Source organism: Streptomyces sp. NPDC059201, assembly GCF_042754585.1.
Taxonomy (GTDB): domain Bacteria; phylum Actinomycetota; class Actinomycetes; order Streptomycetales; family Streptomycetaceae; genus Streptomyces.
In genome coordinates this window covers 453116-476720 of the sequence record NZ_JBHZBB010000004.1, presented here as the reverse complement: position 1 = coordinate 476720, position 23605 = coordinate 453116, and the positions used below count along the sequence as shown (strand labels likewise).

The 23605-nt window shown below is 73.2% G+C and carries 21 protein-coding genes; 14 read left to right on the top strand and 7 right to left on the bottom strand.

Annotation, left to right across the window (positions count from 1 at the left end):
* The first annotated feature begins 73 nt into the window (after positions 1-73).
* Together ACFXMG_RS16600 and purU are read left to right on the top strand one after the other, a co-directional pair.
* Positions 74-577 carry a hypothetical protein gene (locus tag ACFXMG_RS16600; RefSeq protein WP_383818193.1) on the top strand — a complete coding sequence of 168 codons (504 nt, stop codon included), beginning with the start codon at positions 74-76 and terminating at the stop codon, positions 575-577.
* A 67-nt stretch (positions 578-644) separates the two neighbouring features.
* Positions 645-1496: a formyltetrahydrofolate deformylase gene (gene purU / locus ACFXMG_RS16595; RefSeq protein ID WP_383818194.1), complete on the top strand. Its 852-nt coding sequence runs from the start codon at positions 645-647 to the stop codon at positions 1494-1496.
* 431 nt (positions 1497-1927) lie between these two features.
* Here the strand turns inward: purU and ACFXMG_RS16590 are convergent, their stop codons facing one another.
* Both ACFXMG_RS16590 and ACFXMG_RS16585 read right to left on the bottom strand, forming a co-directional pair.
* Positions 1928-3142 (bottom strand): maleylpyruvate isomerase N-terminal domain-containing protein, encoded by a 1215-nt coding sequence (locus ACFXMG_RS16590; RefSeq protein WP_383822784.1) that lies wholly within the window; start codon positions 3140-3142, stop codon positions 1928-1930.
* Positions 3139-3717: a sigma-70 family RNA polymerase sigma factor gene (locus tag ACFXMG_RS16585; protein ID WP_383822782.1), complete on the bottom strand. Its 579-nt coding sequence runs from the start codon at positions 3715-3717 to the stop codon at positions 3139-3141. Before ACFXMG_RS16585 ends, ACFXMG_RS16590 begins: the two co-directional genes overlap by 4 nt.
* 225 nt (positions 3718-3942) lie before the next feature.
* Here ACFXMG_RS16585 and ACFXMG_RS16580 point away from each other — a divergent pair, with 225 nt between their 5' ends.
* Positions 3943-4407 (top strand): STAS domain-containing protein, encoded by a 465-nt coding sequence (locus tag ACFXMG_RS16580; RefSeq protein WP_383822780.1) that lies wholly within the window; start codon positions 3943-3945, stop codon positions 4405-4407.
* On the opposite strand, the gene ACFXMG_RS16575 is transcribed toward ACFXMG_RS16580, so the two are convergent.
* Positions 4331-5920 carry a class I adenylate-forming enzyme family protein gene (locus tag ACFXMG_RS16575; RefSeq protein ID WP_383822778.1) on the bottom strand — a complete coding sequence of 530 codons (1590 nt, stop codon included), beginning with the start codon at positions 5918-5920 and terminating at the stop codon, positions 4331-4333. The genes ACFXMG_RS16580 and ACFXMG_RS16575 overlap by 77 nt on opposite strands.
* A gap of 167 nt (positions 5921-6087) precedes the next feature.
* Between ACFXMG_RS16575 and ACFXMG_RS16570 the strand changes: the two genes are divergently transcribed.
* From ACFXMG_RS16570 to ACFXMG_RS16555, 4 genes are all read left to right on the top strand, one after another.
* Positions 6088-7278, top strand: coding sequence for an amidohydrolase family protein (locus ACFXMG_RS16570; RefSeq protein ID WP_383822776.1), 1191 nt, complete (start codon positions 6088-6090; stop codon positions 7276-7278).
* Positions 7278-8411, top strand: coding sequence for an acyl-CoA dehydrogenase family protein (locus ACFXMG_RS16565; protein ID WP_383822773.1), 1134 nt, complete (start codon positions 7278-7280; stop codon positions 8409-8411). Before ACFXMG_RS16570 ends, ACFXMG_RS16565 begins: the two co-directional genes overlap by 1 nt.
* Before the next feature lie 8 nt (positions 8412-8419).
* Entirely contained in the window at positions 8420-9310 is an 891-nt protein-coding gene (locus ACFXMG_RS16560; RefSeq protein ID WP_383822771.1) for an acyl-CoA dehydrogenase family protein, read from the top strand.
* A gap of 316 nt (positions 9311-9626) precedes the next feature.
* Positions 9627-10070, top strand: a complete 444-nt coding sequence (locus ACFXMG_RS16555) for an ATP-binding protein (RefSeq protein ID WP_383822768.1) — start codon at positions 9627-9629, stop codon at positions 10068-10070.
* 204 nt (positions 10071-10274) lie between these two features.
* Here the strand turns inward: ACFXMG_RS16555 and ACFXMG_RS16550 are convergent, their stop codons facing one another.
* Entirely contained in the window at positions 10275-11201 is a 927-nt protein-coding gene (locus ACFXMG_RS16550; protein ID WP_383822766.1) for a cyclase family protein, read from the bottom strand.
* A gap of 84 nt (positions 11202-11285) precedes the next feature.
* On the opposite strand from ACFXMG_RS16550, the gene ACFXMG_RS16545 reads away from it, so the two are divergent.
* The 4 genes from ACFXMG_RS16545 to ACFXMG_RS16530 all read left to right on the top strand — a co-directional run bounded on the left by ACFXMG_RS16545 (position 11286) and on the right by ACFXMG_RS16530 (position 15180).
* Positions 11286-12200, top strand: a complete 915-nt coding sequence (locus ACFXMG_RS16545; RefSeq protein WP_383822764.1) for an SDR family oxidoreductase — start codon at positions 11286-11288, stop codon at positions 12198-12200.
* A 38-nt stretch (positions 12201-12238) separates the two neighbouring features.
* Positions 12239-13288, top strand: a complete 1050-nt coding sequence (locus ACFXMG_RS16540) for a Zn-dependent alcohol dehydrogenase (RefSeq protein WP_383822762.1) — start codon at positions 12239-12241, stop codon at positions 13286-13288.
* 78 nt (positions 13289-13366) lie between these two features.
* Positions 13367-14596, top strand: a complete 1230-nt coding sequence (locus ACFXMG_RS16535; protein ID WP_383822788.1) for an MFS transporter — start codon at positions 13367-13369, stop codon at positions 14594-14596.
* Entirely contained in the window at positions 14596-15180 is a 585-nt protein-coding gene (locus tag ACFXMG_RS16530) for a hypothetical protein (protein WP_383822760.1), read from the top strand. The genes ACFXMG_RS16535 and ACFXMG_RS16530 overlap by 1 nt, the downstream gene beginning before the upstream one ends.
* Here ACFXMG_RS16530 and ACFXMG_RS16525 read toward each other — a convergent pair.
* Positions 15117-16124, bottom strand: a complete 1008-nt coding sequence (locus ACFXMG_RS16525) for a GlxA family transcriptional regulator (RefSeq protein WP_383822758.1) — start codon at positions 16122-16124, stop codon at positions 15117-15119. The two genes, ACFXMG_RS16530 and ACFXMG_RS16525, sit on opposite strands and share 64 nt — an antisense overlap.
* Before the next feature lie 61 nt (positions 16125-16185).
* On the opposite strand from ACFXMG_RS16525, the gene ACFXMG_RS16520 reads away from it, so the two are divergent.
* From ACFXMG_RS16520 to ACFXMG_RS16510, 3 genes are all read left to right on the top strand, one after another.
* A complete protein-coding gene (locus ACFXMG_RS16520; RefSeq protein ID WP_383822755.1) occupies positions 16186-17436 on the top strand; it encodes an MFS transporter in 1251 nt (416 codons plus the stop codon).
* A 79-nt stretch (positions 17437-17515) separates the two neighbouring features.
* Positions 17516-18796 (top strand): MFS transporter, encoded by a 1281-nt coding sequence (locus ACFXMG_RS16515; protein WP_383822752.1) that lies wholly within the window; start codon positions 17516-17518, stop codon positions 18794-18796.
* Positions 18797-18803: 7 nt separating this feature from the next.
* Complete coding sequence (locus tag ACFXMG_RS16510; RefSeq protein ID WP_383822749.1) at positions 18804-19274, top strand: hypothetical protein; 471 nt, start codon at positions 18804-18806, stop codon at positions 19272-19274.
* On the opposite strand, the gene ACFXMG_RS16505 is transcribed toward ACFXMG_RS16510, so the two are convergent.
* Positions 19261-19866 carry a flavin reductase family protein gene (locus ACFXMG_RS16505; RefSeq protein WP_383822747.1) on the bottom strand — a complete coding sequence of 202 codons (606 nt, stop codon included), beginning with the start codon at positions 19864-19866 and terminating at the stop codon, positions 19261-19263. The two genes, ACFXMG_RS16510 and ACFXMG_RS16505, sit on opposite strands and share 14 nt — an antisense overlap.
* Before the next feature lie 60 nt (positions 19867-19926).
* Positions 19927-23586: a hypothetical protein gene (locus tag ACFXMG_RS16500; protein WP_383822745.1), complete on the bottom strand. Its 3660-nt coding sequence runs from the start codon at positions 23584-23586 to the stop codon at positions 19927-19929.
* Positions 23587-23605: the final 19 nt, after the last annotated feature.

The following is a 23605-nucleotide window of genomic DNA, read 5'->3' as shown; positions in this document are numbered from 1 at the left end:
GAATTACGGGGGTCGGGGGCTCTAAGGGGAGGGGGTGAATCCGCTTGTCGGTGGGGAACCGTACGATCGAGCGATGTCCAGTACCGTCCCCGGTTCGGTTAACTCTTCCCGTCGCGGCCGTCGCTCCTCCACCATGGGCGGCATGCCGCTCAACGACATGCCGTGGTGGCGCTGGCGCACCAATGTGCGCTCGGCGCTGCACATGCTCTCCGACCCCGGGTTCCACCAGTCCGTCTGGCTCGCCGGCCAGGAGGGGTACGGCGACGTCACCGACGCCGTCTACCGCCTCGTCGAGGACACCTGGCTCGACAGCTGGTCCGCCGAGAAGTACGTCGGCGCGATCTTCCGCGACTCCGCCGAGGCGCAGCTCGTCGACGTCGCCGTCCTGCGGGTGCTGCGGATCCTGCACCAGGTCGGTCCCGACGCGCCCGTCACCGCCTATCAGGAGCACCCCGGGTGGCCCGAGGCCGTCCGCGCGGCGCGCGAGGCGCACGTCCGGCTCGCGACGGCCGACGGGGACGACCCGGACGCGCCGCCGCGGTCCCTGGACGTGCTGCGGATACTGACGCGCGCGTAGCCTCCGGTGGGGTCCGGTGGACGGACTGCGGTGTGGACCGGACGGCGTGTTGTGGCACGCTGTCCGGATGACCGACCAGTATGTCCTCACCCTCTCGTGCCCGGACAAAAAGGGCATCGTGCACGCCGTGTCGAGCTATCTGTTCATCACCGGATGCAACATCGAGGACAGTCAGCAGTTCGGAGACCGGGACACGGGTCTCTTCTTCATGCGGGTCCACTTCACGGCCGAGGCGCCGGTGAATGTGGAGAAGCTGCGGGCGAGCTTCGCGGCGGTGGGCGACTCCTTCCAGATGGACTGGCAGATCCACCGCGCCGAGGAGCGCATGCGGATCGTGCTGATGGTCTCGAAGTTCGGGCACTGCCTGAACGACCTGCTCTTCCGGTCGTCGATCGGGGCGCTGCCGGTGGAGATCGTCGCCGTCGTCTCCAACCACACGGACTTCGCGGAGCTCGTCGCCTCCTACGACCTGCCGTTCCGGCACATCCCCGTCACGAAGGACACCAAGCCGGCGGCGGAGGCGGAGCTGCTGGCGCTGGTGGAGGAGGAGAACGTCGAGCTGGTCGTTCTCGCGCGGTACATGCAGGTGCTCTCCGACGAGCTCTGCAAGCGGCTCTCCGGGCGGATCATCAACATCCACCACTCCTTCCTGCCGAGCTTCAAGGGCGCGAAGCCGTACCACCAGGCGCATGCGCGGGGCGTGAAGCTGATCGGGGCGACGGCGCACTATGTGACGGCGGATCTGGATGAGGGGCCGATCATCGAGCAGGAGGTGGAGCGGGTGGGGCACGAGGTGACGCCCGATCAGCTGGTGGCGGTCGGGCGGGACGTGGAGTGTCAGGCGCTGGCGCGGGCGGTGAAGTGGCATGCGGAACGCCGCATCCTCCTCAACGGCCGCCGCACGGTCGTCTTCGCGTAGCCGCAGCACCGTTGTAGCCGGCTAGCTCCCCAGCGCGCTGCCCCCGCCCGGGGCCCGAGCGCCCGCCGCCGCTCCGTTGTGGGCAATCGTTCCGCTGGGGCGGAACGGGTGGGCACAACGGAACGGCACCCTGCGCGGGTGCCTCCGCACACGTCCCTGACCCGCACCGGTACGGCGTCGTACAGCAGGTGCGGGTTCAGGCGCGGAAAGCCTAGGCCCGGCAGGGGGCGCCGTCCCGTGTGCCCACCCGTCCCGCCCCTAGCGGGACGCATGCCCACACGGGGGTGGGGGCGGGGGTGGGTCTCCGGGCGCATGCCCACACGGGGGTGCGGCGGAGGGCGCCGTCCTGCGGGCGCGGGCGCACGCGAGGGGTGCGACCCCAGGGCGCCCTCGCAGGGGGGTGTGACGGAGGGTCCCGCCCCGCCCCCGTGTTACAAGCGGCTCAAAGATGCTGCTGCCTTCAGGATGTCCTGGATGGCTTGGCGGTCGCCGTCTTGGCCGGCGGCTGCTTCTTCGGGGGAGATGTGGCCGGCTACCAACTGGCAGAATTCGACGCCGTCCATGGCTACCTGGGCGACGGTGTGGTCGGGGGAGCCTAGGGCGGCGGGGGAGTCCAGGGGGATGTACCAGTGGCCGCCGCCCGCGCCTTCGACCTCCAAGTGGAGCGAGCGGCCGGGGGCGCCCGCGGCCACCAGGTGGGTCGGCGGGGCCGCGAGGCCCGCGCGGCGGCGGTGGGCGACGGCGGCGGGGAGGAGGCGGGCCGCGAGGTCGATCATGCCGTGCAGGTGCGGGCCGCTGGGCGGGTCGTAGGGGTAGGCCACCGCGTTCGCGATGTCGTCCGCGTGGACCCAGCACTCGAAGGCCCGCTCCAGCAGCGCGTCCTTCATGGGGAGGGCGAAGTCGCCGTAGGTGACCGTGAGGTCCGAGACGCCGCGGCCCGCGAACGACACCGTCCGGATCAGGGTGTGGCTCTGGTCCCGCCACGGCGCCCGCAGCGCCCGGTTCGGCGGCCGGTCCAGCGCCTCCCAGAACGCCTCGGTCCGCTCCGTCGGCGACAGCTCGGGCACGTCGGGCCCCAGCGGGTCGTCGAGCCCGAGCGCGCCCGACACCAGGCCGTCGACCGCGAGGAGGTGCCCGATCACCCCGGCGACGGTCGACTTCCGCCGCACCTGGCGGTCCTCCTCGTACCACTTGAGCCGTACCGGCGTGTGCCACTCCGACTCGCCGATGTCCCGCAGCAGCGCGTCGAGCCGCGCGGTCTCCGCGTCGTACGGCGTCGCCCACGCGGGCACGGGGATGCGGGCCGGGCGGCGGCCCAGACAGTTCTCCAGGACCCGCGACCGCAGCAGCGGGTCGAGGTCCAGGTCCCGGTCCTCGTGCAGCAGCGTCACCGCGTCCCGCAGCCGCAGCGCCTCCTCCGCGCACGGCGCGCACGCGGTCAGGTGCTCCTCGACCGCCCGCGTCTCCGCGCCGGAGCACGCCGAAAGCGCCCAGGCCCCGAGCAGGGACTTGAGCACCGTGTGGGAGAGCACCAGGGGCGGAGCCACCGGCTCCGTCAGGTCCGCGTGGTCGTCGGCGGCCGCCCGCGGGCCCGGTATCCAGGGGGCGCGTGCGAGGTCGTCGCCCTCGCCGTTCGCCCCCGTCACAGCGCCCGTCCGTAGCCGCCCGGCGGCCCGTCGACCGGGCGGGTGTTCGCCGTGGAGAGGAGCTGGAGGCCGAGCCGCAGCCGGCGGCGGGCCTCCTCGTGGCTGATGGAGAGGTCGGCGGCGGTCTGGCGGTAGTCCCGCCGCTGGAAGTACGCCAGTTCGAGCGCCTTGCGGAGCGGGGCCGGCATGGAGGTCACGATGTAGTCGGCGCGGGCCGCGACGGAGGCCCGGCGCACCTTGGCCTCCAGCTCCTCCGCCGAGCCGACGCCGGTCTCCGCGTACGCCGTCGTCTCGGTCTGGCGCAGCCGGTGCACGGCCTGCCGCTGGGTCAGCCGGGCCACCCACGAGCGCAGGTTGCCCTGGCGGGGGTCGTACGCGTCGGGGTTCTCCCAGATGTAGCCGAAGACCTCCCGGGTGACCTGGTCGGCGGCCTGGTCGTCGTCGAGGACGCGGTGGGCGAGGCTGTGGACGAGGGAGGCGAAGCGGTCGTACAGCTCGCCGAGGGCCGCGGCCTCACCGCGCGCGAGCCGCTGCTGCATCCTGCGGTCCCAGCGCGGTGGTGTGTCGTTCGCCATCCGAGCCCTCCACCTTCCGCTTCCGCTTCCGCTTCCGCTTCGCCGCTTCCGCGCCTCGCCCGCCGTCGGTCCCTGTCCTGTCCGTCACCCCAAACTAGTGCGAGGGGCCGACAACGCATGCCTGTTTGCCGCAAGTGCGGCCTTCACGCAGGAGCGGATGGTAAGGAAAGCGTCATACCCGGCTCAAGGGGTTTCGGCCAGGGCCCCCGGGGCAGGCGCCCGACCGTGACGACGATCGAGGCCCACGAGAACGACCGCGGTGGATGGACGGTGCTGAGCCTGCGCGGCGAGCTGGATCTGGTGACCTCGCCGCTGATACGGCGGCGGGTGCACGACGCCGTCGCCGCCGGGCGGCACGACCTCGTCGTCGACCTGTCCGGGGTGCTGTTCTGCGACTCCAGCGGGATCGGCGTGCTGGTCGGAGTCCGTCGGCTGCTGCGCTCCTGCGGCGGGCGGCTGCGGCTGGTCCTTCCCGAGGCGGAGGAGGGCCAGAGCCATGTCGCCAAGGTCTTCGCCGCGCTCGGCGTGACCCGCCTCTTCGAGGTGTACGAGGACGTGGCGGGGGCCCTGGCGGGTGAGGAGTCCACCGTCGTACGGGTCCCGGAGCCCCGGTTCAGGCCGGCCCCGCCCCCCGCGGACCCGCTGCCGCCCCGGGCCACTCCCGGTCTGCTGCCCCGAACCGCTCCCTGAGCTTGTACTTCAGGACCTTCCGCAGGGTCTCGTTGCGTGGCAGGGCGTCCACCACCTCCAGCTGCTCCGGCAGCTTGTGGACGGACAGCCCGGCCGCGCGCAGGAAGGCGGTCAGCCCCTCCAGGGTGAGCGGCGGGGCGCCCTCGGGCTGCTCGACGACCGCGCAGACCCGTTCGCCGCGTTCGGCGTCGGGGAGGCCGATGACGGCGGCGTCGCCGACGGCCGGGTGCTCGTGGAGCAGGTCCTCGATCTCCTTGGCCGAGATGTTCTCGCCTTTGCGGATGATGATGTCCTTGATCCGCCCCGTGAGGACGAGGTGGCCGCTCGGGGTCAGGTGCCCGACGTCGCCGGTGATGAGGAAGCCGTCCTCGTCGAAGGCGGCGGCGTTCTGCGCCGGGTCGAGGTAGCCGCGGCAGACGGCCTCGCCGCGCAGCCGTATCTCGCCGGAGCCGGTGACGCGGATCTCCATGGCGGCGGGCGGCCGGCCCTCGGTGGTGGCGAGGTTGTCGGTGGTGTCCTCGGGGTCGCCCATGGTGATCATGGGGACCTCGGTCATGCCGTAGCCGTGGGTGAGCTGGCAGCCCAGCTCCTTGCGCACCGCGTGGTAGACCTCGGGCGGCTTGGGCGCCCCGCCGCCGGCGAGCAGCCGCAGGGTGGGGATGACGGGCTCGCCGGGGTTCTTGCGCTGCTCGGCGAGGAACATCGAGTAGAAGGCGGTGGAGCCGCCGGCGACGGTGACGCCGTGCCTGCGGTACTCGGCCAGCGAGTCGGGCAGCGCGAACTGTTCGAGCATCACGGCGGGGAAGCCGTAGAGCAGCAGCATCACCGTGTAGTCGGGCCCGGCGATGTGCGCGTACGGGAAGGCCATCGAGCCGACGTCCTCGGCGGTGAGGCGCAGCGCGTGGGCGAGGCAGGCGCCGCCGGCGAGGAGCGAGCGGTCGGTGTGCAGCACGCCCTTGGGGTCCGAGGTGGTGCCGGAGGTCCAGTAGATCCAGCGGACGTCGGTGCCGGAGGAGGGCGGCGGGGGGAGCGTGGCGGGGTCGCCGTCGGGGAGGTCCTCGGGGGCGTACGCCTGGAAGATCCCGCGCGCGCCGAGCCGGCGGGCCATCGCGGTGTGGTCGAAGCCGCGCCAGACGCCGGGCACGGCGACGTACTCGGCGCGGGACTCGCGGAGCGCGAAGCCGACCTCCTTGTCCCGGTAGAAGGGGATGACGGGGGTCTGTACGGCTCCGAGCCTGGCGAGCGCGAAGGAGAGCACGGCGGTCTCCAGGCGGGTCGGCAGCTGCCAGGCGACGACGGTGCCGGGCCGGACGCCCATGGCGTACAGCCCGGCGGCGCAGCGCTCGGCGCGCTCGCGCAGGGCGCCGAAGGTGAGGACGCGGTCGCCCTGGAGGAGGACGGCCCGGTCGGGGCTGAGGTCGGCCCGGCGCTCGACGAGTTCCCAGAGGGTGCGGGACTCGCCCAGCGCCAGGGCCTGTGCGGTCGCGGTCGCGGTCGTCACCGGGGCCTCCATTCCTGGCGGAGTTCCCGTCGGAGTTCCCGTCGGACTTTCCGACGGGATTCCTGACGGAGTGTCAGTTCGTGCGGAGAGCGTAAGGGGCCGGTCCTTGTCGGTCCAGACCCCCGGGGTTAGCCTGACCTCATCGGGATCTGACGATCCATCAGATAACTGGAGGGGTCATGACCGAACTGCCCCGCATCATCAGCGTCGACGACCACGTGATCGAGCCCGCCCACCTCTTCGACACCTGGCTGCCCGCGAAGTACCGCGACCGGGGCCCCAAGGCCCTCACCGCCGGGATCGGGGAGCTCGCCTACGTCGCGGGGAAGTACCAGATCACCATGGACCCGGACGGGCCCCCCACCGACTGGTGGATCTACGAGGACCTCAGGTTCCCGTACAAGCGGAACATCGCGGCCGTGGGCTTCGACCGGGACGACATGACCCTGGAGGGCATCACCCGCGAGGAGATGCGGCGCGGCTGCTGGGACCCCAAGGCGCGCCTCGCCGACATGGACCTGAACCACGTCGAGGCGTCGCTCTGCTTCCCGACCTTCCCGCGCTTCTGCGGCCAGACCTTCGCCGAGGCGCACGACAAGGAGGTCGCCCTCGCGTGCGTGCGCGCGTACAACGACTGGATGGTCGAGGAGTGGTGCGGCGACAGCGGCGGCCGGCTCATCCCGCTCTGCATCATCCCGCTCTGGGACATCGACCTCGCCGTCGCCGAGATCCGGCGCAACGCCGCCCGTGGGGTGAAGGCCGTGACCTTCTCCGAGATCCCCACCCACCTCGGGCTGCCGTCGATCCACTCCGGCTACTGGGATCCGTTCTTCGCGGTCTGCCAGGAGACCGGGACGGTGGTGAACATGCATATCGGATCCAGTAGCCAGATGCCCGCCGCGTCCCCCGACGCCCCGCCCGCCGTCCAGGCCAGCCTCAGCTTCAACAACGCGATGGCCTCGATGATGGACTTCCTCTTCAGCGGCGTCCTCGTGAAGTTCCCCCGCCTCAAGCTCGCCTACAGCGAGGGCCAGATGGGGTGGATCCCGTACGCCCTCGAACGCGCCGACGACGTGTGGGAGGAGCACCGCGCCTGGGGCGGGGTCCGCGACCTCATCCCCGAGCCGCCGTCCACGTACTACTACCGGCAGATCTTCTGCTGCTTCTTCCGCGACAAGCACGGCATCGCGTCCCTGGACGTGGTCGGCCGCGACAACGCCACCTTCGAGACCGACTACCCGCACGTCGACTCGACCTTCCCGCACACCAAGGAGGTCGCCCTCGACCACGTCCAGGGCCTCGACGACGAGACGGTCTACAAGCTGATGCGCGGCAACGCCATCCGCATGCTCGACCTCGGCATCGTCTGATGGACCTCTCCTACACGGAAGAGGAGGAGGAGTTCCGGGCCGGGCTGCGGGCATGGCTCGCCGCCGAGCTGCCCGGACTGCCCGCCCGGCCCGACCCGCTCGACTGGCCGGGCCGCAGGGCGTACGACTGCGGCTGGCAGCGGCGGCTCTACGACGCCGGGTACGGGCACGTGCACTGGGACGCCTCGCCGACCCAGCGGCTGATCTTCCTGGAGGAGACCGAGCGGGCCGGCGCGCCCTACGTCGGCGCCAACTTCGTCGGCCTCCTCCACGCCGGGCCCACCATCGCCGCCGAGGGCACGCCCGAACAGCGGGCCCGGTGGCTGGAGCCCGTCCTGCGCGGCGACGAGGTCTGGTGCCAGGGCTTCAGCGAGCCCGGCGCCGGGTCCGACCTGGCGTCGCTGCGGACCAGGGCCGTACGGGACGGGGACGCGTACGTCGTCACCGGGCAGAAGATCTGGACCTCGCACGCCGAGGTCGCCGACTGGTGCGAACTGCTCGTCCGGACGGACACCGAGGGGCCCAAGCACCGGGGGATCACCTGGCTCGCGCTGCCCATGGACGCGCCGGGCGTCACCGTGCGGCCGCTGCGGACCCTCGCCGGGTCCACCGAGTTCGCGGAGCTCTTCCTCGACGAGGTGCGGGTGCCGGTCGACCACCGGGTCGGGGAGGAGAACGACGGCTGGCGGGTCACCATGGTGACCCTGTCGTTCGAACGCGGCACCGCCTTCGTCGGCGAGGTCGTCGCCTGCCGCCGCCTCCTCGGCGAACTCGCCCGTACCGCGCGGGAGAACGGCCGCTGGGACGACGTGGCGCTCCGCCGCCGCCTCGGCCGGCTCTCCGCCGGGTTCCAGGCGCTGTGGCGGCTCACGCAGCGGAACGTCAGCGAGGCGGAGGCCACCGGCGGGGTCCCCGGCGTCGGCGGCTCCGTCTTCAAGCTGCACTACTCGCACGCGCGCCAGGAGCTGTACGACACCGCCGCCGAAGTCCTCGGCCCCGACGCGCTCGACCTCGACCGGGAGTGGAACCTCGACCGGCTCTCCTCCCTCTCGTACACGATCGCCGCGGGCACCAGCCAGATCCAGCGCAACATCGTCGCCGAGCGGATCCTCGGCCTGCCGAAGGGGCGGTGAGCCGGGCCGTGGACTTCCGACTGAGCCAGGACCAGAAGGACCTCGGGCGAGGCGTACGGGACCTGCTCGCGGGCCGCTTCGGACGGGACGCGCTGCGGGCCGCGGTCGATGCGGACGGGACGCTCGACCGGGGCCTGTGGAAGGAGCTCGGCGACGCCGGGTTCTTCGCCCTGCGGCTGCCCGAGGCCGAGGGCGGGGTGGGGCTCGGGCTGCCGGAGGCGGTGCTGGTCTTCGAGGAGGCGGGGCGGGCGCTGGTGCCGGGGCCGTTGGTGGCGACGCATGTGGCGGCGGGGGATGTGGCGGGCGCCGCGGACGGGACGGTGGTCGTCACGGAGGTCTCGGCCGAGGGGCTGGTTCCTTGGCTGGAGGCTGCGGACGTGGTGCGGGGTCCTGTCGAGGGCGCCGTACCGCTGCGGTCGGTGGATCCGCTTACGCCCCTGCATCGGGTGCCCGGCACCGGGGGTTGTGCCCACCCGTTCCGCCCTGCGGAACGCCTGCCCACAACGGTGCTGCTCCTCGCCGCCGAGCAGGTCGGCACCGCCGCCTGGTGTACCGACGCCGCCGTCGCGTACGCCACGCAGCGGGAGCAGTTCGGGCAGGTGATCGGGGGGTTCCAGGCCGTGAAGCACCTCTGCGCGGGGATGCTGGTGCGGACCGAGCTGGCGCGGGCCGCCGTGCACGCCGCCGCCGTCACCGCCGACCCGGTCGAGATCGCCGGCGCCAAGCTGCTCGCGGACGAGGCGGCCGTGGCGAACGCCCGGGACTGCCTCCAGGTGCACGGCGGGATGGGCTTCACCTGGGAGGCGGACGTGCATCTGCACCTGAAGCGGGCGTGGGTGCGGGCCGCGCTGGTGCTGCCGGGGGACCGGGCGGCGGAGGAGGTGGCCGCCGCACTCTGAACGCCCGAACTGGTGACGGAGCGTGTTCGAATCGACGGGGAGCGTCGATATCGGGTTGTGTCCTTCGGGGGGTCGTCACGGGCCGGACTCGGGGTCCCGCTCCGGTACTCTCCGTGGGATGCGAGTGCTTGTGAGCCCGGCTGGCGCCCCGCGTTCGACTCCCCGCCGCGTGCGTCGCACAGTATGGACCACGCGTACTCCTTCGCGCTGGAATATGCCCGAAGCGCTTGTTGCGGTGACTGTACGTCAACCATGCTGTCTCACAAGGGAATCACGTTCCGTAAAGGTGTGTCCGCCGGTTCGGATGGTGTGAACGGTGCAGGTGCTTCAGGTGCAGTTGGAAGTCGGGCCCGACCCGGCGGAGGTGGGGCGTGCGCGCAGGTGGGCCCGGAGACGGCTGGCCGGCTCCGGGATAGGGGAGGACGAGCCGCTGGCGGAGACGCTGGTGCTGCTCATCTCCGAGCTCGTGACCAACGCGGTGGTGCACACGGGCTGTCCGGCCGTGCTGCGGATGCTCTTCGCGGCGGAGGGCGGGGTGCGGGTCGAGGTCGCCGACCGGAGCGGGATGCCGCCCCGGCCCCGGCACGCCGCCGGAGAGGACACCAACGGGCGCGGTCTGGAGCTGGTGGACGGCCTCGCCGACCGGTGGGGCTGGCAGCCGGAGGGCGCCGGGAAGAGCATCTGGTGCGAGGTCGACCGCACGCCCGCCGCGCCCGCGCCCGGGGAGGGCGTCAGCTCACCCGGACGGGTGCGCTGTTGACGGTTCGTTCCGTTTTGCCCACCCTGGGGTGAGCGATTCGTGGCGAGGGGAGCCGAGGGCCGTGGGCCCTCGGCATGTGCGGGTCGCGGCCGGGTGGCGGCGGTCCGTGCCGTGCTCGGGGCGCGCGCGAGCGCGCCGCCACCCGTGAGCCTCCCTGAAGCTTCCTGAACCTTCCCGGACCTCTCCGGACCTTCCTGGGCGCCCTCAGAACAGCGCGACCGGCGCCACCGGCGTTCCCGTGCCGCCGACGAAAGGTTCCGGCATCGCGGAGAGCAGGAAGGCGTAGCGCTCTTCTTGTGCACAGGCTGTGGACAACTCTTCCAGGTTCCAGTTCTGCCCCTGGAGCATCCCCATCTCGACCAGGTCCAGCGCGTGCACGCCCAGCCACAGGTCCTCGATCTCCGGCGGGAAGATCTCGAAGGTGAGCGTGTCGTTCGCGACGGCGGCGACGTCCCGCGCGTGGAACCACTCGGGCGTACGGATCGAGAGCCCGGGCGAGGGGAACGCGTACCCGTGCCTGTCCCCGGCCAGGTACAGCTGGATCTGCCCCGTCCGTACGAGGACGAGGTCGCCGGCCCGTACGGTCACCCGCCCGAACTCCGCCGCCTCGTCCAGGTCCTCCGGCGTCACCGCGTGGTCGCCGGGCAGCCGGTCCACGCCCTTCGCCGCCGCCACGTCGAGCAGGACCCCGCGGCTGACGACGTGCCGGGCCGTGTGGATGCCGCTGTAGGCGGCGCGCCCGTGCGGGGTGATGGTGTCGGCGGGGCGGCCGTTGTAGATCCGGCCCGAGTGCGAGGCGTGGGTGAGGGCGTCCCAGTGGGTGCCGGCCTGGAGGCCCAGGGTCGCCGCGTCGTCGCTGGTGGCGACCGTGCCGGGGCCGAAGAGCTCCTGGTTGACCTGGACCATGACGTGGAGCGGGTTGACCCGGCCCGGGATCATCCCGGTCTGCACGCCGTCCTGCCGCAGCTCCACGGCGAGGGGGACGCGGCGGCCGGTGCGGACGGTCGCGGCGGCCTCGCGGACCACCGCGTCGGAGATCAGGTTCAGTGTCCCGATCTCGTCGTCCTGGCCCCAACGGCCCCAGTTGTTCACGCGCTTGGCGATCTCGTGGAAAGCGGCGGGGAGGGACATCGGGGCCTCCGGGGTCTTGTTTTCCGGTATCTGACGACCCATAGAATCTAACGGACCGTCAGAAACTGCGGGAAGGGGCCGGAGATGGGGAACTTCTTGGCGGGCAAGGTCGTCGCCGTGACCGGAGCGGGGCGCGGCATCGGCCGCGCGGTCGCCCTCGCGTGCGCCGCCGAGGGGGCGAAGGTCGTCGTCAACGACTACGGCGTCTCCATCGAGGGCGCCGAGCCGACGAGCGACGTGGCCGTCTCCGTCGTCAAGGAGATCGAGGCGGCGGGGGGCACGGCGGTCGCCGTCGCCGACGACATCTCCACGATGGCGGGCGGACAGCGGCTCGTGGACGTGGCGCTCGCGGAGTACGGGCGGATCGACGGGGTCGTGTGCGTCGCGGGCATCCTGCGCGAGCGGATGCTCTTCAACATGACGGAGGAGGAGTGGGACCCGGTGGTCGCCACCCACCTCAAGGGCACCTTCACCGTCTTCCGCGCGGCGGCGGCGGTGATGCGCAAGCAGGGGTCGGGGGCGCTGATCGGCTTCACGAGCGGCAACCACCAGGGCTCCGTGGCGCAGGCCAACTACTCGGCGGCCAAGGGCGGGATCATCTCGCTCGTACGGAGCGCGGCGCTCGGGCTGCACAAGTACGGGGTCACCGCGAACGCGGTCGCGCCCGTCGCCCGGACCCGGATGTCCGCCAACGTGCCCATGGAGCTCAAGGAGATCGGCGAGCCGGAGGACGTCGCCGCGCTCGTCGTCTACCTGCTCAGCGAGCGGGCCCGCGCCGAGTCCATCACCGGCCAGGTCTACACGATCGCCGGCCCCAAGATCGCGGTCTGGGCGCAGCCCCGGGAGCTGCGGGCCGGATACGCGGAGGGGGGCGCCTGGACGCCCGAGCGCATCGCGGACTTCCTGCCGGGGACGGTCGGGACGGACCCGATGCCGATGCTGGCGCGGCTGGAGGAGATGGCCCGCGCGGCGGCGGAGGGCTCCCGCCCGAACCAGTAAGTCCACGGCACTCAGGAGAGGGAGAGGGAGGGATCGGCGTGCGCGGTGTGGTGTTCGACGGGAAGAGCGTCGAGGTCGTCACGGATCTGGAGGTGCGGGACCCCGGTCCCGGCGAGGTGCTGGTGGGGATCAGGGCCGCCGGGCTCTGCCACAGCGATCTGTCCGTCATCGACGGGACGATCCCCTTCCCGCCGCCCGTCGTGCTCGGGCACGAGGGCGCCGGGGTCGTCGAGGCGGTCGGGGAGGGAGTGACGCACGTGGCCGCCGGGGACCACGTGGCGCTGTCCACGCTCGCCAACTGCGGCGCCTGCCCCGACTGCGACGCCGGCCGGCCCACCATGTGCCGGAAGGCGATCGGGATGCCCGGAGAGCCGTTCTCGCGCCAGGGCAGGCCGCTCTTCCAGTTCGCCTCGAACTCGTCCTTCGCCGAGCGGACGGTCGTGAAGGCGGTGCAGGCCGTGAAGATCCCCCGGGACGTGCCGTTCCCGTCCGCCGCCCTGCTCGGCTGCGGCGTGCTCACCGGCGTCGGAGCCGTACTCAACCGGGCGAAGGTGGCGCGCGGCGACACCGTCGTCGTCATCGGCACCGGCGGCATCGGCCTCAACGTCATCCAGGGCGCCCGGATCGCCGGCGCGCTCACGATCGTCGCCGTCGACACCAACCCGGCCAAGGAGGAGGCGGCCCGGCGCTTCGGGGCCACGCACTTCCTGCCCTCGGCGGACGGCGTGAAGGACGTGCTGCCGACCGGCGCCGACCACGTCTTCGAGTGCGTCGGCCACACCGGGCTCGTCCGCACCGCGATCGACCTCCTCGACCGGCACGGACAGGCGGTGCTGCTCGGCATGACCTCACCCAAGGCAGAGGCGAGCTTCCCGCCGGCCGCGATGTTCCTCGACAAGTCGATCCTCGGCTGCCGGTACGGCTCCTCCCGCCCCCAGAAGGACATCCCGCTCTACGCCGAGCTCTACCGCACCGGCGCCCTCCTCCTCGACGAACTCGTCACCGCCTCCTACCCGGTGGAGGAGTTCGACCGCGCCCGCGAGGACGCGGAGGCCGGGAAGGTGGCCCGGGGCGTCCTCGTCTTCTGAGATCGCTTCTTCGAGTTCTTCACACACTCCGCGTATTCCGGGTGCGACCGGCCGGTGTCGATCAGTACGGTCACCGGCATGTCGTACCGCGAGCTGGCCACCCGTCCCGTCCTCACCTGGTGCGCCGTCACCACCGCGGCCCGGATGCCGGTGGCCATGGCGCCGCTGGCCCTGGTCTTCCTGGTGCGGGAGGGGCCCGGGGGCTACAGCCTCGGGGCGGTGCTGGCCGCCGTGTACGTGGTCGGGGAGATCGTCGCCGCGCCGGTGCTCGGCCTGCGGATGCGGGCCGAGCGGGCGCGGCCGCAGATGGCGGCCGGACTCGCGGTGGGCGCGGCGGGGTTCGTCGCGCTCGGGCTCCTGCCCGGCGCGCACCCGGTGGTCCTCGGCGGGCTCGCGTTCCTCGCCGGGGCCGGGCCCGTGGCCGTCTCCGCCGGGCTGCGGGCCCTGCTCACCAGCATGGTGCGGGAACGGTCCGTCACCCAGGCGCTGAGCCTCGAATCCATGCTGACCTTCGGGATCTGGGCCGCCGCGCCCGCGCTCACCACCGGGCTCGCGCTCGGCGCGGGGCCCGCCGTGCCGCTGCTGCTCCAGGGCGGGCTGATGGCGCTCGGGCTGGCCGGGATGTGGCTGCTGCCCGCCGGGTGGGCGGCCCAGGCGCAGGCGAAGGACCCGGCGGCCCGGCGGGCGCTGCTCGCCGCGTGGCCGGTGTACGTGCTGGGCGCCGCGTCGCTGACGCTGCTCGCGCTCGCCGAGCTGATCCTGCCCGCCCTCCTCGAACAGCGCGGGATCGGCATCGGCTGGGCGGGCCCCCTGCTCGCCGGCTTCTCGATCGGCTCGGTCGCCGGATCCTTCTTGTACGGGCTCCGCTCCGACTGGCCCGGACCGCTCGCGGTGCAATCGCTCCTGCTCGTCCTCGGGGTGACCGCCGGGGTCGCGCTGGTGGCGCTGCTGCCGGGGGCCCTCGTCATCGGCGCCGCGCTGATCGCGGCGGGGCTGCTCCAGGCGCCGGCCATGCTGACCCGGAACCTGGCGCTGCGGCGGGTGCTGCCGCCGTCCGCGCTGGCCGCCGGGTACTCGATGATGTACGCGGCCGTGGGCGCCGGTTACGCGGCGAGCGGCACCCTCGCGGGCGGGCTGCTGAAGGTGGTGGCGCCGTCGACGGCGATCCTGTGCGGGGTGGGCCTGACGCTGCTGCTCGTCGCCGTCGCGGCCCTCGGCGAGCGGCGCCTCGTGCGGAACCGGCGGCGCGAGGCGCCGCGTCCGGAGGAGGAGAAGTCCGTGCGCGCTCTCGACGTGAGGAACCCCTGATGGAACTCCGCAGGCCGTCCGTCCTGCTCGCGCCCCTCGCCCTGGCGTCCCTGCTGGTGTCCGGGTGCAGCGGCGGCGACCCGAAGCCGTCGGCCACCCCGTCGGTGTCCGCCTCGTCGGGGTCCGCCACGGGAGCGCCGGCGGAGAAGAAGCAGGAGAAGCAGAAGGTGCAGAAGGAGCAGGGCGACCGGGCGCGGGAGGCCGTCGGCTCCTGGGAGGACCCGGACTTCCTTGAGGCCGGGGTCGCTCCGGTCGCGGAGGGCGGGCACGTCCGTGCCGCGCTGGTCCGGGGGAGGACGTACCGGCTCTCGGTGGCCTGCGTCGGGACGGGGGCGGTGAAGCTGACCGTCGCGGACCTGGCCCCGGAGACCGTGAAGTGCGACGGGGTCGCCGACCGGCGGCACATCCGGGACGCCCCGGCGCGGCTGCGGGTCACGGTCACCGGCGCCGCCGGGGCGACCGGCATGGTCGCCTGGCAGATCGACTCCGTCCCGTCCGCCGACGGTACGGACCGGACCGCTCAGGGCGACGGCGGTGACGACGGTGACGACGCGGAGACGCCCAAGCGGAAGGTGCGCCGGTAGGCGGTCGGCGTGACGCCGATGGCCGTCATGAGGTGGACCCGGAGGGACTGGGCGGTGCCGAAGCCGGAGTCCTGGGCCACCCGGTCGACCGGGAGGTCGCTGGTCTCCAGGAGGTGACGGGCCCGCTCGACGCGCTGCTGGGTGAGCCACTGGCCGGGGCTGACGCCGACCTCGTCGCGGAAGCGGCGGGTGAAGGTGCGGACGCTCATCGCCTCCCGCTCGGCCAGGTCCCGCAGCTGGATCGGCTCGTGGAGGTGGGCGAGCGCCCACGCGCGGGCGGCGGTCGTGGTGTGGGTGCCGGTCTCCGGGAGGGGGCGGGCGATGTACTGGGCCTGGCCGCCGTCCCGGTGCGGCGGGACGACCGTGCGGCGGGCCACGTCGTTGGCGACCGCCGTGCCGTGGTCGCGGCGGACGATGTGCAGGCACAGGTCGAGTCCGGCGGCGACGCCCGCCGAGGTGAGCACGTCGCCGTCGTCGACGAAGAGGACGTCGGCGTCGACCCGTACGGTCGGGAAGAGCCGCTGGAAGTGGTCGGCGGACGCCCAGTGGGTGGTGGCCGGGCGTCCGTCGAGCCAGCCGGCGGCGGCGAGCACGTAACCGCCCGTGCAGATCGCGACGAGCCGGGTGCCGGGCCGGACGTGCGCGAGGGCGGCGGCCAGGTCGGCGGTGAGCCTGCCCTCCTCGTAGACCGGGCCCAGTTCGTACGAGGCGGGGATCACGACCGTGTCCGCCGTGGCCAGCGCCTCCGGTCCGTGCTCCACGTGCACGGCGAAGTCGGCGTCGGTCGGCACCGGTCCGGCGGTCACCGCGCAGGTCACGATCTCGTACAGCGGCCGCCCCTGGGGGTCCTTGGCACGGCCGAAGATGCGGTGCGGGATGCCCAGCTCGAAGGGGAGCAGCCCGGGCAGGGCGAGGACGACGACGCGGTGCGGCGGTGGCGGCATGGGCATTCCTCTGGAAAAAGCAGTGGTGGTCCAGACCACTCGGTGGTACGACTGACTGTCCGTGACGGACAACACGTACAAGTCTGCGGCCGACGCGCTGATTCCCCTGCCGGTCGAGCCGCCCGCACTCTGGAACCGTAACTTCCGGCTCTTCTTCACCGCCCGTGCCGCCGCCGTGCTCGGCGAGGGGATGGTCCCCGTCGCCTTCGCCGCGGGACTCCTCGGCGCGGGCCGTCCCGGCTCCTCCGTCGGCTACGCGCTCGGTCTGTGGACCGCCGCGTTCGCCGTCTTCGTCCTCTTCGGCGGCGTCCTCGCCGACCGCTTCACCGCGCGCCGCATGATGATCACGGCCGATCTGCTGCGGCTGCCCGGTGCCGCGCTGCTCGCGGTCGCCTTCGCGGTCGGCAGTCCGCCGCTGTGGGCGGTGTACACGCTCTCGGTCGTGGCCGGTGTCGGCGCCGCGCTCTTCCAGCCGGGCGTCGCCTCGACCATCCCGCGCATCGCCCCCGACGTGCAGCGCGCCAACGCGGTCCTGCGGGTGGTGGAGGCGCTGATGACGATGGCGGGGCCGGCGCTCGCGGGCCTCCTCGTCGCGCTCTGGAACGCGGGCGCGGCCTTCGCCGCCAACGCCGCGACCTTCGCCGTCAGCGCCGTCTGCTTCCTGCTGATGCGGCTCCCGGCCGCCCCCGCCGACGAGCGGGTGCGGGGTTCGTTCGGTGCGGAACTGGCGCTCGGGTGGCGGGAGTTCCGCTCGCGGAGCTGGCTGTGGGGGGTCATCTCCATCTGGACGGTGTACGGGCTGACCGTGGCGGGGCCGATGGTGCCGCTGACCGCGAGCCTGGTCACCGGTGAGCACGGCTCGGCGGTGTACGGCGTGCTGATGGCGGTCAACGGCGCGGGCAGCGCCCTCGGCGGCCTCCTCGCCCTGCGGATCCGCCCCCGCCGCCCCCTCGCCTCCGGCGCCGTCGCCCTCCTCGGGCTCCCGGTGAACCTGGCGCTCCTCGGCCTCGGCGCGCCGGTCGCGGTGCTGGGGGCGGGGCAGTTCGTGGCGGGTACGGCGTTCGCGTACTGGCTCGTCATGTGGTCGACGGCCGTCCAGACGCATGTGCCGCAGGAGGCGCTGAACCGGATGCACGCCTACGACGTGGCCGGATCCCTGCTGATGATGGGCGTCGGGCGCGCGCTGTCCGGGCCGGTCGCGGGGCTGGTGGGCACGGAGGCGGTCCTGCTCACGGGGGCGGGGATCGCGGTGCTGGTGGTGGCGGCGCTGCTGGCGGTCCGGCCGATCAGGAACCTGCCCCGGCTCGTGTAGCGGGCTTGGCCCGATCCGTTGGAAAGCTGGCACTCGGGCCAATGGTGGGGGCGGGGTTCCGGCCAGCATGCTCGATGGCATGGCCCAGACAACGGAGCACCGCCCCTCCACCCCCGCCCGCACCCCCCGCACGCCACGCTTCCACCGTGCCTGGTCCGTCGCCGCGGTCACCTTCGTCACGATCATCGGCGCGGCCGCCTTCGCCTCCCTGCCGGGCCTGCTCATCGAGCCGCTCCACACCGAGTTCGACTGGTCGCGCGGCACGATCGGCTTCGCGGTCTCCGTCAACCTCGCCCTGTACGGCCTGACGGCGCCCTTCGCCGCCGCGCTGATGGACCGCTTCGGCATCCGCAGGGTCGTCGCGGTCGCCCTCTCGGTCATCGCGCTCGGCTCCGTGCTCACGGTCTGGATGACGGCGGCCTGGCAGCTCGTGCTCCTGTGGGGCGTCCTCGTCGGCCTCGGCAGCGGCTCCATGGCACTCGCCTTCGCCGCGACCGTCACCAACCGCTGGTTCACCGCCCGCCGCGGCCTCGTCACCGGCGTCCTCACGGCCGCCGGCGCCTCCGGGCAGCTCGTCTTCCTGCCGCTCCTCGCCTGGCTGGTCGAGGACCACGGCTGGCGCCCGGCCGCCGTGACCGTCGCCCTCTCGGCGCTCGCCGTCGTCCCGTTCGTCTGGCTGCTGCTCCGCGACCACCCGGCGGACGTCGGACTCGCCCCGTACGGCGGGGAGTACGCCGAGAAGCCCGCCCCCGTGCGGGGCGCGGCCCGCCGCGCGGTCACCGTCCTCCTCAAGGCGGCCCGCACCGGCCCCTTCTGGCTCCTCGCGGGCACCTTCGCGATCTGCGGCGCCTCCACGAACGGCCTGGTGAAGACCCACTTCGTGCCCGCCGCGCACGACCACGGCATGCCGGTCACGGCCGCCGCGGGACTCCTCGCCGTCATCGGCGTCTTCGACGTCGTCGGCACGATCGCCTCCGGCTGGTTCACCGACCGCTTCGAGGCCCGCCGCCTGCTCGCCGTCTACTACGCCCTGCGCGGCGTCTCGCTCCTCTTCCTCCCGCTGCTCCTGGCCCCGGCCGTCCACCCGCCGATGATCTTCTTCATCGTCTTCTACGGCCTCGACTGGGTCGCGACCGTCCCGCCCACGATCGCCCTCTGCCGCGAGCACTACGGCGAGGACTCCGCGATCGTCTTCGGCTGGGTCCTCGCCTCCCACCAGATAGGCGCGGCCGTGGTCGCCTTCGCCGGCGGAGTCGCCCGAGACGTCTTCGGCACCTACGACATCGTCTGGTACGCCTCGGGCGCCCTCTGCGCGGCCGCCGCCCTCATGTCCCTCGTCATCCGCCGCCGCCAGGCATGATGGACGCATGGGGAGTTGGCGGAACAAGCCGTGGCTGCTGTGGGCGGCCCTGATGGTGCCGGCGGCGGCGACGATCGCCGGAATGGGCACGTACACGCGGGTCTTGGGCCCTGAGGACGCGCCGAGGCCGTCGCGGGCGGACCTGGTGGGGCGGTACGAGGACGGGGACGGGGGTGTGGTGACGCTGAAGGCGGACGGCAAGGTGGCGCTGTCGGGCGTCAAGTACATGTTCGAGGTCACGAAGGAGGACGGTTCCGGATACGGTTTCCCGAAGCGGTGCCATGACCAGGACGCGAACTGGGCGTTCACCGAGTCCCGTCCGCGCTGGAGCCATGTGGTGAGCATCGGGACCGACTGCGGCGTCGGGATGAACTGGATGCAGTGGGACGTGATCGGCACCCCGTCCGCCCCGGAGATCGTCTACTGGACGTCCGACCCCGGCTCCTCCGACAGCCGCCGCGTCCTCACCCGCCGCTGAACCCCCCGAACCGCCCCCGGTGGAAGAGCAGCGGCTCGCCGCCCTCCTCCACGGCGCCCAGCGCCTCCACCCGCCCCACCACGATCAGATGGTCACCCCCGGTGTGGACGGTGGTGATCGTGCAGTCGATCCAGGCGGGTACGCCGGTGAGCCGGGGGGCGCCGGTGACGGGGGTGGGGGTCCATGCGACGCCCGCGAACTTGTCGGCGCCGCTGACGGCGAAGGCGCGGCAGAGGGGGCCCTGCTCGGCGCCGAGGATGTTGACGCAGAAGGTGCCGGCGGCGGCGATGCGGGGCCAGGTGGTCGAGGTGCGGGCGACCATGAAGGCGACCAGTGGGGGGTCGAGCGACAGCGAGGCGAAGGACTGGCAGGCGAAGCCGGTCGGGCCGGTCGTGTCGGTGGTCGTGACGAGGGTGACGCCGCTCGCGAAGTGGCCGAGCACGCGGCGGAACTCCGCCGGGTCGAGGGGCGCCCGTTCGTCCTCGCGCACGGCCCGCAGGGCGGGCCGGGAGAGGGGTTCGACGGCCGTGGGCGCTCCGGCCGCTCTCAGGTGTCGGACGGCGGTGGCCGCCATCCCCGCGTGTCCCATCATGCGAAGCATTGAAACTGACGCAGCGTCAGATGGGAACACCCGGGGAGGCGGCACCGCGGACTATCCGGCGACGGCGCCCGTCGCGCGGGTCCAGGCGTACCCGGAGGTGTGCCCGGTGCGGTGGGCCGTCACCTTGACGGTGATCTTCTGCCCGCGCTGCGCCTTGGCGAGCGTGAGGGTCGCGCGCGTCGCGCCGCTGATCGCCCGCCCGTTGGCGTACCACTGGTACGTGTACGAGGTCGGCGCGGGCGTCCAGGCGCCCCGGTTCAGGCTGAGCGTCCGCCCGACCCGGACGGTGCCGCTGAGCGCGGGCGCCTTCGTCGCCTTCGGCGCGACCCCCGCCACGACGGTGGCCGCGGCGGACGTCGCCGCGCCGCTGAGGTGCCCGGTGCGGTGCGCGGTGACGGTCACGGTCAGCTTCTTGCCGAGGACCCCGGCGGTCGGCACGTACGCGTACCCGGTCGCCCCGGAGATCGCGACCCCGTTGGCCCGCCACTGATAGGCGTAAGAGCTGGCCACAGGCGACCAACTCCCCGCCATCGCCAGCACCCGCCCCCCGACCCGAGCGCTCCCCGACAGATAGGGCACCCGCGTCACCTTGGGCGCGACACCCTTCACGACGACGGCCCCGCTGGTCGCGGTCCCGTTCGGGTGGCCGACCTTGCGCGCGGTCACCGTCACCGTCAGCCGCTTCCCCTGGAGCGCCGCGGGAATCGTGTAGGTGGAGGCCGTGGCGCCGGAAAGGGCGACGCCGTCGGCCTTCCACTGGTACGCGTACCCCTCGGGCGTGGCCGACCACGGGCCCGGATCGGCCGTCACCTTCGCGCCCACGGCGACCGTGCCCGTGATGGCGGGCGCGTCGTTCGAGCCGAGCGGGGCCACGACGGTGATCGGGGCGGCCCGGTGCTCCATACCCCTGCGCGAGTCCACGCGCAGGGTCAGCCGGCGCCCCGTCGGAGCACCGGTCAGGTCCAGCGCCACGACCATGCTGCGGCGGTCGGCCGCGACGGAGACCGTGGTGGACTCGGCCCCCTGGTAGTAGAGGCCCGGCTCCTCGTACGCCCCCACGACGACCTGCGTCCGGCTGCTGAGCGAGGTGCCGGTGACGGTCATCGTGATCTTCCCGGCGCCGACCGTGCCCGGGGTCACCGACCTCACCGACCAGGGCACGAGGCCGCAGACGCCCTCGCCGACGGTGCAGTCGGCCTCCGCCCGGAGCGGGGTGGGGGACGTCCAGGGCCGATCGGCCAGCCCGAGCACGAGGGTCGTCGGGCGGGACTCCCGCTCGTGGCCCCACACCTTGCACTCGTACTGCGAGGTGTTGTACTCGGCGTACCGCTCGCACGCGTTCCCCTGGATGAAGGGGTCGTACAGCACCGCCTTGGGCCGGTTCGGGGACGAGCCCGCGGACGGGAAGCGCACCGTGAACTCGTCGTTCGCGGCGGTCGGCAGCACCACGCAGAGCGCGGACTTCTCCTCGCTCAGCGTGCCGACGAGAGGACCGAAGCCGTCGCTCACGTCGGAGAGCCGGGCGCACTCGGGCGGAGGGCCCGCGGCGGTGGCGATCCGCAGGGCGTCGACGCGGTGGGCGGGCAGGGCCGACCCCGATTCCGGCACGGAGACCACCTGATACCGGGTGGAACCGGTGGGGAAGCACGCCGTCGTGTCGATCCCGCAGACCTCCGCGCCGTTCGCGTCGTACACGTGGAGCCGCACGGTGGTGTCCCCGGCGCCCCGGAGGGCGAAGTGGACCCTGTCCCCGGCGGCGGCGGTCACCTGGTGGCAGCGCAAGGCATCGGCCGGACCGGCCGGAGCGGCGAGGGACGGGCCGCCGATGGCGGCCACGGGGCCGCTCGGACAGCCCTTGGCGGTGGCGGTGACATCCCTGCGGACCACGCTGTACGTGCCCGGCACGTCATGGCCCTGGAAGAAGACGGTGTGCGCCACGCCCGGCGTCAGGGCGCACCCCCGGTTCGAGGAGTGCCCCTCGATCTCGATGCCGCAGGCCCACTTGCCCGTCGCGTCGAAGACGTCGAGACCCGCCCCGCGCGTTCCCGCGAGCCGTCCGAACTGGATCGTCTCCCTCGCGGAGTGGTCGCCCGCCGGGATCGTCAGGCAGTCGGTGAAGACGCCGTCCCCGGTCGTCAGTTCCCCGCGCGGGGTGCCGTCCGTGAAGTCACCGGACGGGAGGACGCGGCAGGTGCCCGGCAGGTCGACGCGGTCCACCAGGACCCGGTACGCGCCGGGCGGGCCGCTGACCCTCGCTCTCTCGACGAGCAGCCGGTGGGGGCCGGTCCCGGACAGGGTGCAGGGCGCGCCCGACTCTTCCCCCCTGTGGGAGCAGAGCTGCTTTCCGGTGGCGTCCAGCACGCTCAGGTCCACGGCGTCGTCCTGACGGAGGAGGACCTTGGAGCCCTGCGGGGCCGGCAGCGTGAGGCAGTCGGTCTCGGCCAGGCCGGTGAAGCCGCCGTGGTACATGTCCGACAGGCCGAGGTCCCCGGTGCAGCCCTCGGTGGACGTACGGTCGCGCAGCTCGACGAGGTCGTCGCTGAAGAACGTGTACGTGACGCCGGCCCCGAGAGCGCAGCCGTACATGACGGTGCAGGAGATCTCGCGCCCGTCCAGGCGGTAGATGTCGAGGCCCTGGTCCCAGCCGTTGGCGTCGACGGCGCGGAGCTCGTAGCGCCCGCCCACCTCCGGCGTGAAGGACCTGCACCCGCTCGGCGGCGACGCCGGGAGGGCGGCGGTGCCGTAGGCGGTCGGGGTGATCGGGGTGCAGCCCGCCGGGTTCGACATCCGACGGACCAGGAGCCGGTAGTCCGCGGTGGGGTCGGCGGCCTGGGACAGGTCGCCGAGGACGCGGTAGCCGCCGGAGCTCTGGGGCAGGACGCAGCCGGCGGCGCCGTACTCCCAGGCGTGGCAGATCCTCCTGCCGGAGTCGTCGGTGATCCAGCTGAAGAGGTAGGACGTACCGGAGCGCAGTTCGGTGGTGATCCGGTCTCCGGCGGAGCCGTCGAACGACCGGCAGACGAGGCCCAGCTCGCCGGTGCCGGGACCGGTCGCCGGAGCGGCGTCGTAGCGGGTGCCCGGGATCGCGGGGCAGCCGGGTCCCGGCATCAGGGGGACGACGGCGAAGCGCAGCGAGCCGGCCCACGCGTGGTTGTGCACCCGGACGGTGTACGTGCCCGGGCTCAGCGGGCAGAGCTGCTCGTCGGCTTCGTCCCGCTCGCAGGAGACCTCGGTGGTGCCCGAGAAGAAGGTGATGAGGATGTTGGCCTCACCGTCGCGCATCACGCGGTGCAGCCCCTGCTTCTCCGCCGTGACGGTGAAGCAGGTCTCCTCCTCCGGAGCCAGTGTCACCGCTCCGGCGGGGTCCCCGGTCGCGCCCAGGGGGGTCAGCGGGAGGACGGGGCAGGCGGTGCCGGTGGGCGTGGGGGTGGGGGTGGGGGTGGGTGTGGCTGTGGGCTCCGGAGCCGGGTCTTCGGCCGGGGCCTCCGCCGGGGCCTCCGCCGGGGCCTGGGCCGGGGCCTCTTGGGGCTTCGGGCTCGCCGGGGCCTCGGGAGCCTCCGCCGGGGCCGAAGCGGTCGACAGGGGCTGCTGGTCGGCCGCGTAGGCCGTGGGCAGGGCCGGGGCCAGGAGGGCCGTGAGCAGGGCAGGGACCAGGAAGAGGGCTCTTCGGGATCTGCCGGAGCGGGCGCGGGCGCGCGCGGGGTGAGACATCGTGATTTCCCCCCCGGGA

What these genes read in the sequence shown, in the direction of transcription:
- ACFXMG_RS16565 (WP_383822773.1), top strand. Translation starts at nt 7,278, where the DNA reads ATGGACCTCTCCTACACGGAAGAGGAGGAGGAGTTCCGGGCCGGGCTG.
- ACFXMG_RS16505 (WP_383822747.1), bottom strand. Translation starts at nt 19,866, where the DNA reads ATGATGGGACACGCGGGGATGGCGGCCACCGCCGTCCGACACCTGAGA.
- ACFXMG_RS16600 (WP_383818193.1), top strand. Translation starts at nt 74, where the DNA reads ATGTCCAGTACCGTCCCCGGTTCGGTTAACTCTTCCCGTCGCGGCCGT.
- ACFXMG_RS16545 (WP_383822764.1), top strand. Translation starts at nt 11,286, where the DNA reads ATGGGGAACTTCTTGGCGGGCAAGGTCGTCGCCGTGACCGGAGCGGGG.
- ACFXMG_RS16550 (WP_383822766.1), bottom strand. Translation starts at nt 11,201, where the DNA reads ATGTCCCTCCCCGCCGCTTTCCACGAGATCGCCAAGCGCGTGAACAAC.
- ACFXMG_RS16530 (WP_383822760.1), top strand. Translation starts at nt 14,596, where the DNA reads ATGGAACTCCGCAGGCCGTCCGTCCTGCTCGCGCCCCTCGCCCTGGCG.
- ACFXMG_RS16570 (WP_383822776.1), top strand. Translation starts at nt 6,088, where the DNA reads ATGACCGAACTGCCCCGCATCATCAGCGTCGACGACCACGTGATCGAG.
- ACFXMG_RS16525 (WP_383822758.1), bottom strand. Translation starts at nt 16,124, where the DNA reads ATGCCGCCACCGCCGCACCGCGTCGTCGTCCTCGCCCTGCCCGGGCTG.
- ACFXMG_RS16535 (WP_383822788.1), top strand. Translation starts at nt 13,367, where the DNA reads ATGTCGTACCGCGAGCTGGCCACCCGTCCCGTCCTCACCTGGTGCGCC.
- ACFXMG_RS16510 (WP_383822749.1), top strand. Translation starts at nt 18,804, where the DNA reads ATGGGGAGTTGGCGGAACAAGCCGTGGCTGCTGTGGGCGGCCCTGATG.
- ACFXMG_RS16585 (WP_383822782.1), bottom strand. Translation starts at nt 3,717, where the DNA reads ATGGCGAACGACACACCACCGCGCTGGGACCGCAGGATGCAGCAGCGG.
- ACFXMG_RS16500 (WP_383822745.1), bottom strand. Translation starts at nt 23,586, where the DNA reads ATGTCTCACCCCGCGCGCGCCCGCGCCCGCTCCGGCAGATCCCGAAGA.
- ACFXMG_RS16575 (WP_383822778.1), bottom strand. Translation starts at nt 5,920, where the DNA reads ATGGAGGCCCCGGTGACGACCGCGACCGCGACCGCACAGGCCCTGGCG.
- ACFXMG_RS16515 (WP_383822752.1), top strand. Translation starts at nt 17,516, where the DNA reads ATGGCCCAGACAACGGAGCACCGCCCCTCCACCCCCGCCCGCACCCCC.
- purU (WP_383818194.1), top strand. Translation starts at nt 645, where the DNA reads ATGACCGACCAGTATGTCCTCACCCTCTCGTGCCCGGACAAAAAGGGC.